This is a genomic window from Cryobacterium sp. 10C3, from assembly GCF_034314285.1.
Lineage (GTDB): Bacteria > Actinomycetota > Actinomycetes > Actinomycetales > Microbacteriaceae > Cryobacterium > Cryobacterium glucosi.
The window spans coordinates 3,555,056-3,567,086 of the sequence record NZ_JAVIWF010000002.1; the positions used below are offsets into that span (position 1 = coordinate 3,555,056).

The 12,031-nt window shown below is 69.1% G+C and carries 12 protein-coding genes and 2 pseudogenes; 8 read left to right on the forward strand and 6 right to left on the reverse strand.

Annotation, left to right across the window (positions count from 1 at the left end; translation table 11 throughout):
• Positions 1-3: 3 nt before the first annotated feature.
• From RGU41_RS17855 to ccsB, 5 genes and pseudogenes are all read left to right on the forward strand, one after another.
• Positions 4-647: pseudogene (locus RGU41_RS17855) on the forward strand (histidine phosphatase family protein).
• Positions 644-1,285 (forward strand): TlpA family protein disulfide reductase, encoded by a 642-nt coding sequence (locus tag RGU41_RS17860; protein WP_241975295.1) that lies wholly within the window; start codon positions 644-646, stop codon positions 1,283-1,285. Before RGU41_RS17855 ends, RGU41_RS17860 begins: the two are co-directional and overlap by 4 nt.
• Entirely contained in the window at positions 1,282-2,043 is a 762-nt protein-coding gene (locus RGU41_RS17865; RefSeq protein WP_134448782.1) for a cytochrome c biogenesis CcdA family protein, read from the forward strand. The genes RGU41_RS17860 and RGU41_RS17865 overlap by 4 nt, the downstream gene beginning before the upstream one ends.
• Positions 2,027-3,717 (forward strand): annotated as a pseudogene (resB, locus tag RGU41_RS17870) (cytochrome c biogenesis protein ResB). The gene RGU41_RS17865 and the pseudogene resB overlap by 17 nt, the downstream one beginning before the upstream one ends.
• Before the next feature lie 51 nt (positions 3,718-3,768).
• Positions 3,769-4,800, forward strand: coding sequence for a c-type cytochrome biogenesis protein CcsB (gene ccsB, locus RGU41_RS17875; protein ID WP_134558675.1), 1,032 nt, complete (start codon positions 3,769-3,771; stop codon positions 4,798-4,800).
• 21 nt (positions 4,801-4,821) lie between these two features.
• Here ccsB and RGU41_RS17880 read toward each other — a convergent pair whose 3' ends face one another.
• The 5 genes from RGU41_RS17880 to RGU41_RS17905 all read right to left on the reverse strand — a co-directional run bounded on the left by RGU41_RS17880 (position 4,822) and on the right by RGU41_RS17905 (position 7,965).
• Complete coding sequence (locus RGU41_RS17880) at positions 4,822-5,835, reverse strand: o-succinylbenzoate synthase (RefSeq protein WP_134448784.1); 1,014 nt, start codon at positions 5,833-5,835, stop codon at positions 4,822-4,824.
• 147 nt (positions 5,836-5,982) lie between these two features.
• Complete coding sequence (locus RGU41_RS17885; RefSeq protein WP_134448785.1) at positions 5,983-6,246, reverse strand: hypothetical protein; 264 nt, start codon at positions 6,244-6,246, stop codon at positions 5,983-5,985.
• Positions 6,243-6,575, reverse strand: a complete 333-nt coding sequence (locus tag RGU41_RS17890) for an ATP-dependent DNA ligase (protein WP_134448786.1) — start codon at positions 6,573-6,575, stop codon at positions 6,243-6,245. The genes RGU41_RS17885 and RGU41_RS17890 overlap by 4 nt, the downstream gene beginning before the upstream one ends.
• Positions 6,576-6,768: 193 nt before the next feature.
• Positions 6,769-7,758 carry an RNA polymerase sigma factor RpoD/SigA gene (locus RGU41_RS17895; RefSeq protein ID WP_416173190.1) on the reverse strand — a complete coding sequence of 330 codons (990 nt, stop codon included), beginning with the start codon at positions 7,756-7,758 and terminating at the stop codon, positions 6,769-6,771.
• Positions 7,759-7,800: 42 nt separating this feature from the next.
• Positions 7,801-7,965, reverse strand: a complete 165-nt coding sequence (locus RGU41_RS17905) for a hypothetical protein (RefSeq protein WP_322136983.1) — start codon at positions 7,963-7,965, stop codon at positions 7,801-7,803.
• Positions 7,966-8,183: 218 nt separating this feature from the next.
• Between RGU41_RS17905 and RGU41_RS17910 the strand changes: the two genes are divergently transcribed.
• The 3 genes from RGU41_RS17910 to RGU41_RS17920 all read left to right on the forward strand — a co-directional run bounded on the left by RGU41_RS17910 (position 8,184) and on the right by RGU41_RS17920 (position 11,576).
• Positions 8,184-9,095 carry a 1,4-dihydroxy-2-naphthoyl-CoA synthase gene (locus RGU41_RS17910; RefSeq protein WP_134558652.1) on the forward strand — a complete coding sequence of 304 codons (912 nt, stop codon included), beginning with the start codon at positions 8,184-8,186 and terminating at the stop codon, positions 9,093-9,095.
• Between the two features lie 16 nt (positions 9,096-9,111).
• Positions 9,112-10,368 carry an AMP-binding protein gene (locus tag RGU41_RS17915; protein WP_322137392.1) on the forward strand — a complete coding sequence of 419 codons (1,257 nt, stop codon included), beginning with the start codon at positions 9,112-9,114 and terminating at the stop codon, positions 10,366-10,368.
• Between the two features lie 158 nt (positions 10,369-10,526).
• Positions 10,527-11,576: a 1,4-dihydroxy-2-naphthoate polyprenyltransferase gene (locus RGU41_RS17920; protein ID WP_322136984.1), complete on the forward strand. Its 1,050-nt coding sequence runs from the start codon at positions 10,527-10,529 to the stop codon at positions 11,574-11,576.
• Here RGU41_RS17920 and RGU41_RS17925 read toward each other — a convergent pair.
• Positions 11,550-11,954, reverse strand: coding sequence for a DUF4229 domain-containing protein (locus RGU41_RS17925; RefSeq protein WP_322136985.1), 405 nt, complete (start codon positions 11,952-11,954; stop codon positions 11,550-11,552). The two genes, RGU41_RS17920 and RGU41_RS17925, sit on opposite strands and share 27 nt — an antisense overlap.
• Between the last annotated feature and the right edge of the window lie 77 nt (positions 11,955-12,031).

A 12,031-nucleotide genomic window follows, 5' to 3' on the forward strand; every position in this document is an offset into this window, starting at 1 on the left:
CGGGTGGTAGCCAGCCAGATCCATCTCGTCCGTCACGGTGAAGTGTTCAATCCTGAGCGCGTGCTGTACGGCAGGCTGCCCGAATTCCGGCTTTCCGACCTCGGCGCCGCCATGGCGACCGCCGCTGCCGTCGACCTCGTCGAACGCGGCCGGCCGGTGCGCCGGGTCATCGCCTCCCCCTGCAGCGCACCCGCGAGTCCGCGGCGCCCATCGCCGCGGCCTTCGGCCTGCCCGTCGAGATCGACGAGCGCATCATCGAGCCGACCAACAGATTCGAGGGCAAGCGGATGTCGGGCGAGCACGGCGCCCTGCGCGACCCGCGCAACTGGCCGGCCATGCTCAACCCGCTGCGACCGAGCTGGGGCGAACCGTACCGGGTGATCTCGGCACGGATGCTCGCGGCCATCGACGAGGCATACAACTCCGTGACCGACGGCGACGTCGTGCTTGTCAGCCACCAGCTGCCGATCTGGATGGTGCACCGCGCCCTCGCCGGCGAGCGGCTCCCGCACGACCCGCGCGGCCGACGCTGCGCCCTGTCGAGCATCACCACGCTGTCGTGGCGGGGCGAGGGACTCGTGGAGATCAGCTACGCGAACCCGGCGGCCGCGCTGCAGGCCGGGGCCACGGATGTAGGAGCGGTGTGAAGGCCGGTCCCGCGAACGGAACGCACCCGCGTCGGCGCCGCGCCGCCGGCCTGGCCGGCCTGACGGGGCTGCTCGCGCTCGCGCTCGTCCTCACCGGCTGTTCGACAGACCCCCTCGCGGACCAGTACCGCGCCGGAAGCAACAAGGGCTTCATCGCCGGCGACGGCAGCGTCACGGAGATCCCGGCCGCCGACCGCGGGGCCGCCGTGACCTGGAGCGGCGTCGATGAGACCGGCGCCACCGTGTCGAACACCGACTACGCCGGAAAAGTGCTCGTGGTCAACTTCTGGTACGCGAGTTGTGCGCCGTGCCGGGTCGAGGCCCCTGACCTCCAGAAGCTCAACGCCGAGTTCTCCGGCAAAGGAGCCGAATGGCTCGGCGTGAACGTGCGCGACCAGGCCGCGAACGCGATCGCGTTCAACCAGAGCTACGGCATCACCTATCCCTCGATCATGGATGTCGACGGCGGGGCCATGCAGCTCGCCTTCAGCGGCAGCATCCCGCCGAACGCGGTGCCGACCACCCTCGTGCTCGACAAGAGCGGCCGGGTCGCCGCGCGCATCCTCGGCGCCCTGTCGACGCCCTCGATCCTCGAGACCATTGTGCGCGACGCCATCGCCGAGGTCCCCGCGGCGTGAACAATCCCTTCGGCGAAATCGTCTTCAGCGGCCAGCTCCTGTTTGCGATTCCCATCGCTGTACTCGCGGGGCTCGTCTCCTTCGCGTCCCCGTGCATCCTGCCGCTCGTGCCCGGCTACCTCGCATACATCGGCGGATTCACCGACGGCCGGTCGACCGCCGGTCGCGGCGACCGGCGCGGCCGGAACCGGCTCCTGGCCGGCGTCGGGCTCTTCGTGCTCGGCTTCACGCTCGTCTTCGTGCTGACCGGGGTCGTCTTCGGCGCGGCAGGCTTCTGGCTCAACCAGTACCGCGACCTCGTCACCCGGATCGCCGGCGTTGTCGTGATCCTGCTGGGGCTCGTCTTCGTCGGCCAGTTCGCGGCCCTGCAACGCACGGTCAAGACGAGCTGGCGCCCGCGCGCGGGACTTGCGGGCGCCCCCGTGCTCGGCGCGGTCTTCGCCGTCGGCTGGACCCCGTGCACCGGTCCGACGCTCACGGCGATCAACTCGCTCAGCCTCACCACGGGCTCCCCGTGGCAGGGCGGCCTGCTCGCGCTGTTCTATGCGCTCGGACTCGGCATCCCGTTCCTTCTCATCGCGCTCGGCCTCAACTGGGCGACAGGGGCAGTGTCGTTCCTGAAACGGCACGTCCGCGCGATCAATCTGTTCGGGGGCGTGCTCCTCGTCGTCATCGGCGTCCTCATGGTGACCGGCGTCTGGAATGCCTGGCTCCTCGACCTGCAAGGAGTGATCGGCAGTTATGTCCCGGCCATCTGACCACTACGATTCCCCAGCGCCGGCCCCGGCGTCCGACGATGTCATCCAGCCCAGGCTCGGCCTCGTCGGCTGGCTGCGCTGGTTCTGGCGCCAGCTCACCAACATGCGCACCGCCCTGTTCCTGCTGCTCCTGCTGGCGATCGCCGCCGTGCCCGGTTCGCTCGTTCCGCAGCGCAGCTCAGACCCGAACGGTGTCACCCAGTACTTCGCGGACAACCCCGACCTGGCTCCCGTGCTCGACAAGATCCAGGCCTTCGACGTCTACTCCTCCGCCTGGTTCTCGGCGATCTACCTCCTCCTGTTCATCTCGCTGATCGGCTGCGTGATCCCGCGCACGAAGCACCACTTCCAGGCGCTCCGGGCCCAGCCGCCGCGCACGCCAGCGCGGCTCATGCGGCTCGCCGGCTTCACCGAACGCACGGCTCCTGCCAGCACGGATGCGGCGGCGGCGGTCGACTCCGCCCGCTCGCTCCTGAAGAAGAGCGGCTACCGCGTCGCCCTGTTCGACAGCGCGCCGGCACGCGGCGGGCGGGAATTCTCGGCGTCGGCCGAGCGCGGCTACCTGCGCGAGACCGGAAACCTCGTGTTCCACTTCGCGCTCGTCGGCATCCTGATCACTGTCGGCTTCGGCAGCGGCTTCGGCTTCAGCGGCCAACGGGTGCTCGTCGAGGGCCAGACCTTCGTGAACACCCTGCTCGCCTACGACTCGTTCAGCCCGGGGCGGTTCTTCAGCGACTCGAGCCTCGAGCCGTACAAGCTCACCCTCGACGACTTCAGCGTCACCTACGAGACCCAGAACCTCAAGGCGTACGGCCAGGCGATCGACTACTCCGCTGCCGTCAGCGTCACCCGCCGCGGCGAGGCCCTCCAGACCGGCGTCGTCAAGGTGAACGCCCCGATGCGCACCGGCGGCACCGATGTGTACCTGCTCGGCAACGGCTACGCGCCCTCGATCACCGTCCAGGACCCCAACGGGGTCGTCGTCTTCACCGACGCGGTGCCGTTCCTGCCGCAGGACGCGAACCTCACCTCGCTCGGCGTGATCAAGGTGCCGGACGGCCTCAGCGAACAGCTCGGCATGATCGGCTTCTTCTACCCGACGCAGGCCGCCAGTTCGACGGGCGCCTTCTACTCGTCGTACCCGGACCTCGAATACCCGATGCTCACCCTGAACATCTACTCTGGCGACCTCGGGTTGAACGCGGGAGTGCCGACATCCGTCTACTCGCTCAACACCGACAAGATGACGCGGCTCACCGGTGGCAAGACCGGCGTGAAGTCGCTCGAACTCAAGCCGGGGAGACCCAGCAGCTGCCGAACGGACTCGGCTCCGTCACGTTCAACGACGCGCACCCCGGCGCCGCCGCGAACGATTTCTCCGGCTCGGTGCTGCGGTTCGCGTCCTTCGACATCCACCACGACCCGACGCAGGTCTGGGTGCTGTCCTTCGCGATCCTCGCCCTGCTCGGGCTGCTCACGAGCCTGTTCGTGCCGCGGCGGCGAGTCTGGGTCAAGGCGATCGAGAGCGAAGACGGATCGCTGACCCTCGAGTACGCGGGACTCGCCCGCGGCGAGGACCCGGCCCTCGAAGCGGCCGTGACCGACATCGCAGACCGCCACGGGCGACTGCTGGTATCCTCCACATCAGCCGTCCCGGCAACCGAACAGAATTAGGCTGACCACGTGAATCTCAACGAGCTCTCGATCCTGAGCCTGTACTCGGCGATGGCCGTCTATGCGCTCGCCTTCATTTCCTTCGCCTTCGACCTCGCCAAGCGCTCCGCGGCCGTCAAGACGGCGGACGAGGCGACGGGCCTCGCGGCGCTCGCCTCCGTACCGGTCGGCGTCGGCGCGGCTAATGGGGCGCAACCGGCGGGCAGGGACGCGACCCTCGATCCGGGGAAGCCTGCCGGCAAGGCCGGTGCCGCGGCATCCGCCGGAACGATCGTCAACCGGATCAGCGCCCGCATCGCCAACGACGCCGCCACCCCGTACGGCCGCTCGAAGAGCCTGCGGATCGGCGTCTCGCTCACCGTGCTGGCCTGGGCGATCCACTTGATGGCCGACGTGCTGCGCGGCTTCGCCGCCGGGCGGGTGCCGTGGGCCAACATGTACGAGTTCGCGATGACGGGCACCCTGCTCATCGTGACCGTGTTCCTGATCGTGCTCACCCGCGCGGACCTGCGCTTCCTCGGCACCTTCGTGACCGGGATGGTGCTCGTGCTGCTCGGCATCGCGGCGCTGCGCTTCTATGTCGAGGTCGCCCCGCTGCCGCCGGCGCTCCAGTCGGCATGGCTCGTGATCCACGTCTTCGTCGCCTCGCTCGGAACCGGTTTCTTCGCGCTCGGCTTCGCGCTCTCCGTAGTGCAACTGCTGCAGTTCCGGCGGGAGGCGCTCGTCACGACCGCCGGCCGGGTGCGCCTCCGCTTCCTCGCGACGCTGCCCTCGGCAGCGACGCTCGAGAACCTGGCGTACCGGGTTCACATCATCGGCTTCATCCTCTGGACGTTCACCCTGATGGCCGGTTCGATCTGGGCGGAGAAGGCCTGGGGCCGTTATTGGGGCTGGGACACCAAGGAGGTCTGGACCTTCATCATCTGGACCATCTACGCCGGCTACATCCACGCCCGTGCAACCAGGGGCTGGCGCGGTTCCCGCTCCGCGTGGCTCGCGATCGTCGGTTTCAGCGCCGTGATGTTCAACTTCGGCGTCGTGAACGTCTTCTTCAAGGGACTGCACGCATACTCGGGCCTCTAACCCGGCATCCGCCAGGGCGGCTCAGTCCGTGATGGCGTCCGTGATGGCGGGTTCGGCGGCGAGCAGGGCGTAGCAGCGGCTGAGGCGGGCGAGCCACCAGGCGCTGCGCTCGGCGGATGCCGCGTAGCGGTCGAGCAGGTCGGCGTCGGGCACGACGCGGCGAACCGGGATCCGGCCGTCGACCGGCAGCAGCGGGTCGTGGGTGACATCGGCGGCGAGCAGCGAGGCGGTGCCGAGGCCGCAGTCGAACTCGAGGCCGGGGATCGCGGCGGCGAGGTGCGCGCCCATCGCGATGCCGACCGAGGTGTCGAGGGCACTCGAGACCACGACGGGCAGGCCGGCCAGCGCAACGAGGTCGAGTGCGACGTGAATCCCGCCGAGCGGTGCCGCCTTGATCACGAGGATGTCGGCAGAGCCCGTGGTCGCCACGAGCAGCGGGTCCTCGGCGCGGCGCACGCTCTCGTCGGCGGCGACGGGGATGCCGAGGTAGTCGGCGGAGCGACGGCGGATCTCGGCGAGTTCCTCGATGCTCGCGCACGGCTGTTCGACGTACTCGAGGTCGAACTCGCCGAGGGCGTTCAGGGCGTGTTCGGCTTCGTCGAGGTTCCAGAGGCCGTTCGCGTCCACACGGATGCGCCCCTCCGGTCCCAGCACCCGGCGCACGGCGCGCACGCGGGCGACGTCTTCTGCGAGGGTCTGCCCGGGGGCGGCCACCTTCACCTTGGCCGTGCGGCACCCCGGAAAGCGGGCGAGGACATCCGCCACGAGTTCCGCGTCGATTGCAGGGACGGTCGCATTGACCGGGATGCTCTCGCGCAGGAGGGCGGGCGTCGGGGTCCAGCCGAAGTCGATCGCGGCGCGCAGCCAGGCGACGGACTCTGCGTCGTCGTACTCGGCGAACGGCGCGAACTCCGTCCAGCCCTCCGGTCCTTCGAGGAGGAGTGCCTCGCGGGTGTCGATTCCGCGGAATCGGGTGATGAGCGGCAACGCGACAATGCGGGCCGTTCCGAGCAACTCTGCGAGTGGGGGAAGCATGCTTCCAGTCTGCCAGCCGGGCGCGGGTGCGGGCGACCGTGCCGCCGCACGCGTCGGGGCGTGCGCGCCAGAAGCGCCGCTCCGCGCCAGGCCTGCCGGGCGCGGAACGGCGCAGTGGGCGCGCGGCGGAGCGGACCGTGCGGGAGGCTAGAGGGAGTCGTGGTTGAAGGCGCCGTCGACCTCGAGGTCGAGGTCGTCCCCGTTGGTGGGTTTGACGTCGATAACCGCGAACGCGATGCCGGGCGCGATCAGGAGATAGGCGTCCTCGAAGCGGCCGCCGCCGCTGTTGACCGGAAGCCAGTACGGCTGGCCGGACGTGACGGCCGCGTTGATCTCATTCCGGAGCGACTCTGCGGACCGGCCGCCCAGGGAGTACTGCTGACCGCCATAGACGATGTCGATGCGAATCATGGTTCATCCTTCGTCGCGAGCACGGATGCCGGCCGGTGCGGTTCGGGGACGAGCTGCAAACCGCCAGAGGAGTTGGCGGTCAGCATGAGCGCCTCCACCCAGTCGCGATTGAGGCTCGGCGAGCGACCGCCGAAGTATTTGAAGGCGAGCGGGATGGCCGGATGCAGCCAGATCGTGCTGCGACCGTCGCCTCCGGACGGGTCGTCCCTCCACGTGAAGTAGAAGCACTCTCCCCGGCGCAGCTTGGCTCCGATGACCACCTGGATGTGCGCCAGGATGCGATCATCAAAGTCGGCCGTCACCGTCGAGTTATAGGTGAGCTTTCCCATGATTCCCTCGTTGGCGCGTCATAAGGAATTATTGCTACAAAATCGAGACGTTGCCAATGCTCAGTTCGGGGGTCCCCCGGAGAGCCGTGGAAAAGTTCAGTGCCGTGGAAAAGTTGGGTCACGCCGGAACCGGGTTGTGCGGGTGCTCACGCACCCGCACAACCGGTCATCGACGGACCAGGCCTGCGGGCATCTAATCGCGCAGGTACCGTTCGAGCCGAGGCACGTGCAGGAGGGCCAGCGCGCGCTTCTCGATCTGGCGGACCCGCTCCCGCGTGACGCCCTGGATGACGGCGATCTGGTCGAGGGTGCGCGGTTCGTCGCCGTCGAGCCCGAATCGGGCCTTCAGGATCGACCGCTCCCGCGGCGGCAGCGCGTCGAGGTAGAAGCAGATGTCCGCGGCACGCAGCGTGACCGTCGCATACTCGTCCGGCTGCGGCAGGTCGTCGTCGATGATGAGCTCCGAGATGTCTCCGACGCCGTCACCGACCGGGGAATGCAGGGAAATCGGCTCATTGTCGTACTGCAGCAGCCGCGAGACGTCGCGGATGGGGATCTGCGCCGCCTCGGAGAGCTCCTTGAGCGAGGGGTCGCGGTCGAGGGTGCTCGTGAGGTCGCGGCGGATGCGCTTGATCTTGTTGAGCTTCTCCGCGGTGTGCACGGGGATGCGGATCATCCGGGACTTGTCGGCCATTCCGCGGTGAATCGCCTGGCGGATCCACCAGGTCGCGTAGGTGGAGAACTTGTATCCGGTCATGAAGTCGTACTTCTCGACCGCTCGGACGAGGCCGATGTTGCCGTCCTGGACGAGGTCCATGATCGGCACCCCGCGGCCGGAGTAGTGCTTGGCGATGCTGACGACGAGGCGGAGGTTGGCTTCGATGAAGTGGTTCTTCGCCCGGCCGCCGTCGTGGGCGAGCCAGGCGAGTTCCCGGGAAAGCTCGTGGTCGTCGACCCCGTGCGCGAGCTTCTCTGCGGCGAACAGGCCGACCTCGATCCGCCGGGCGAGGTTGACCTCATCCTCGGCGCTCAGGAGGGGCCCTTGCCGATGCGGCGCAGGTAGTCGCCGAAGGCATCCGTGGATGCCCTGCTGTAGCGGGACGCTGCCGTACTGCCGGCCGAACGCTGGGATGAGCCGGCCGGGTTGATCGAGGGAGCGGGGCGCGGTAGGAGTCGGGAGAATCGAAGTGGTCGTGGGCCGGTGCCGACGTGTTCATCGTGACGGTCACGGTCGCACCGCCGTTCCGATGGCGTTCTGGTGTTTTCTGGTGTTTTCTGCCGGGGTCATGCGGATGCTGACGGCGCTGATGGTGCTGTGGGTTCGGGTTGCCACGTCGTTGTGGAGTGGCAGGTCGATCGGGGCTTTTGACTGTGTGTCTAGGTCGTTCATGACTACCTCCGGGTCTCACTGAGACCACAAGTACACATGGTGAAAATGAGGCGCTCAAGGGGGTTGACTTTGCCACCACAAAAGGGGTATTTCTCATTTTCACCGGCGTGTCGTTTGGTTTTTCAGGCCTGAGTATGTGTGAGAGCGCGCCCATCCGCGCGCTGTCCAGCCGGCACCCCTCGGGTCCGCGCGTGGGGTCCGCCGCGTAGGCTTGCAGCATGATCGAACAGGTGTCTGAAATCTTCGACCCGAGCCAGTGGAAACTCGTCCCGGGCTTCGAGTCCCTCACCGACGTGACGTACCACCACGACCTCACCGGGCAGATCGCGCGCGTCGCGTTCAACCGCCCGGAGGTGCGCAACGCGTTCCGGCCGCACACCGTCGACGAGCTGCAGGCCACCCTCGAAGACGCCCGGATGAACCCGCGCATCGGCGTCGTCCTCCTCACCGGAAACGGCCCGAGCCCGAGGGACGGCGGCTGGGCGTTCTGCTCGGGCGGGGACCAGCGCATCCGTGGCCGCGACGGCTACAAGTACGCGGAAGGCGAGACTGCCAGCGGCATCGACAAGGCCCGCAGCGGCCGACTGCACATCCTCGAGATCCAGCGCCTGATCCGCTTCATGCCGAAGGTCGTCATCGCCGTCATCCCCGGCTGGGCCGCCGGCGGCGGGCACTCCCTGCACGTGGTCTGCGACCTCAGCATCGCGAGCGCAGAGCATGCCAAGTTCAAGCAGACGGATGCCAACGTCGGCTCCTTCGACGCCGGTTACGGCAGCGCATACTTCGCCCGCCAGGTCGGGCAGAAAGCCGCGCGCGAGGTCTTCTTCCTCGCCCGCGAGTACTCCGCCCAGCGCGCCCTCGAGATGGGCGCGATCAACGCGGTCGTCCCGCACGCCGATCTCGAAAACGAAGCCATCGATTGGGCTCGCACGATCCTGACCAAGTCGCCCACCGCCATCCGCATGCTCAAGTTCGCCTTCAACGCCGTCGATGACGGACTCGTCGGCCAGCAGGTCTTCGCGGGCGAAGCGACGCGGCTCGCCTACGGCACGGACGAGGCCGTCGAGGGCCGCGACGCGTTCCTCGAGAAACGCGACCCCGACTGGGGTCCGTACGACTGGCAGTTCTAGTCCCGCCGTGACACGGATGCTCCGGGTCGTCTCCGTCGACCGGCCGCTCGACCTCCTCGACCTGCTCCGCGAGGCCCTCTCCGGGCGCGGGGACGCCCTGCTGCCCGTGCCCGTGCCCGTGCCCGTGCCCGTGCCCGTGCCCGTGACCGTTCCGGACGGCACGGCCGTCGTCATCGAGACGAGCGGTTCGACAGGCGTGCCCAAGCGGGTGCTGCTCGGCGCGCCAGCCCTCCTGGCGAGCGCCGCGGCGTCGAGTGCGGCGCTCGGCGGGCCCGGCCAGTGGCTGCTCGCCCTGCCCGCCCACTACGTCGCGGGCGTCCAGGTGCTCGTCCGCTCGCTCGAGGCGGGGACCACGCCGATCGCGCTGGCACCCGGTCACTTCGACCCGGCCGCCTTCTTCGAAGCGGCGACCCGGCTGACCGCGCCGCTGCGCTACACCTCCCTTGTGCCGGTGCAGCTCGCCCGCCTCCTCGACGCGGTCGACGCTGACGACCAGGGCGGGGCCGCGGAAATGCTCGCACTCCTGCGCCGCTTCACGGCGATCCTGGTCGGCGGCCAGGCCATGCCCCCTGCCCTGATCGAGCGCGCCGCCTCGCTCGGCATCGCGGTCGTGCGCACATACGGCTCCTCTGAAACGGCCGGCGGATGCTGTTACAACGGTCGCCCGATCGGCGACACGGTTGTGCGCGTCGTCGACGGCGAGCTCGAGATGTCCGGCTCCGTGCTCGCCGACGGGTACCTCGACGACCCGCTCCGCACCCACGACCGCTTCACCGAAGACCATGGCGTGCGCTGGTACCGCACCGGCGACCTCGGCGAGGTCGACGCCGTGACCGGCCTCGTGCGCGTGCTCGGCCGCGCGGACAACGTGATCATCTCGGGCGGAGAGAAGGTCTCCCTCGACGCCGTCGAACGCGTGGTGCGCGCCCTGCCCGGTTTCGCCGACGCGGTGATCGTGGGGGTGGCGGATGCCCGGTGGGGCCAGGTGCCCGTCGTCGCGGTCCCGGGGTCGCACTCCGCGGTGCCGGCCCGGTCGCGGGGCGAGGCCTCGCGCACGTCGCCGACCGCAACGCCGTTCAGCTCGCCGGAGACGGAGGCAGACACGGCGACGGCCCGACTCGCAGTCGTGAAGGACGCCGTCGCATCCGCCCTGGGCAAGGCGGCCCGGCCCGATCGCCTGCTTGTGGTCGCCGAGATCCCCCTGCTCGTCTCAGGCAAGCCCGACCGGCTCGCCCTGCAGGGCATCGCCGACGCCGGCCCCGTGCGGGCCTAGCCGCGGTCACTGGCCGTGGGCTGAGCCGCGGGCGCATGCGCTGGCCACGGGCGTTGATCTGCGCGCGTCGCGCGAGGGTGCCGACTCGCGGCATCCTCTTATCAAGTGCCCGGTAACATGAAAACGTGGCACAGGGAGCGCGGCCGGTCAGGCCCAAAATGCAGCGATTGAATCCTTCGGAGACCCTCGGGGCACCGGCGTCCGCCGGACAGTCGTCCGGAAAACAGGCGGGTAAGCCAGCCGGGAAGGCAGCGGGCAAGCCCGCCAACTCCGGTCGATCCGGAAACCCGGCGAAGCGGAACGGAGCAGAGGCGCACGGCCGCTCCGGCCCGGCGACGGCCGGCGACTGGATCTCCGGCGCGCGCCTTCGCACCCTTCCCCTCGCGATCGCCCCGGTCGCCCTCGGCACCGGCGCGGCCATCGTCGCGAGCGACCCGGGCGTCTTCCACCCGGTCCGCGCCCTGCTCGCGCTCATCGTGGCACTCTGCCTGCAGATCGGCGTGAACTACGCGAACGACTACTCCGACGGCATCCGCGGCACCGACGCCTACCGCGTCGGCCCGGCCAGGCTCACCGGCGGCGGGGCGGCGAGGCCGCGGTCCGTGCTCACGGTCGCCCTCGCCTTCTTCGGACTCGCCGCGCTCGCCGGTCTCGTGCTGGTCGTCCTGAGCGGCCAGTGGTGGCTGCTGCTCGTCGGCGCCGCCGCGATCGTCGCAGCCTGGTTCTACACCGGCGGCAAGCGTCCTTACGGCTACTTCGGCCTCGGCGAGCTGTTCGTGTTCGTGTTCTTCGGACTCGTCGCAACCGCGGGCACGACCTTCGTGCAGGTCGGAACGGTGAACCTCGAGAGCTGGCTCGGCGGGGTCGCGATCGGGCTCATCGCCTGCGCCGTGCTGATGGTCAACAACCTGCGTGACATCGTCCCGGACAAGGCGTCCGGCAAGCGCACCCTCGCGGTGCTGATCGGCAACCTGCCCGGCCGGATCGTCTTCTGCGTGCTGCTGCTCGTGCCATTCGTGATCGCGGCCTTCTTCGCGCTCTTCTACCCGCTCGCCTGGTTCGTGCTCTTCGTGCTCCTGCTCGCCCTTCCGGCGTGCCTGATCACCGTCACAGCGAAGACCGCGGCCGAGCTCATCCTGGCGCTCAAGCTCACGAGCTTCAGCGCGCTCCTGTACGGCCTGCTACTGGGCGCTGCCTTCGCGTTCTGACGCCGCTGACCCAGCGGTCGTGACGGGCGCAGCGGATGCCGCGGCCCGCGTCGTCGCCAGGCCGGCGGCATCCGCGGCCTCGGCAGAGGCGACCGCGGCAGAAGCAGCGGCGTCGGCGGCACGGTCGATCGCCGCGTCCTCCGACTCCGCGTCGGGATGTACGACCTCAGCGGTGGGGTGCCGGGCCGTGTACAGGTCGAGGGCGACCTGCTCCCTGGGCTTCCGCAGGAAGATGTACGACAGGCAGAGCCCGATCAGGGCCGCGACGATGGCGGAGACCCACCAGACGATCGAGAGCATCAGCAGTACCGCGAGGGGTACTGCGAACATGAGGATGCGGTAGACCGAGTAGCTCAGCCAGGACGGGACAGCTTTCATGCTTTCAGCATAGATTGTGGTTCCGATCGTTAGATTTGCGGACCTCTGCGTACTCACCGATCTCTCGGGTGATCGCC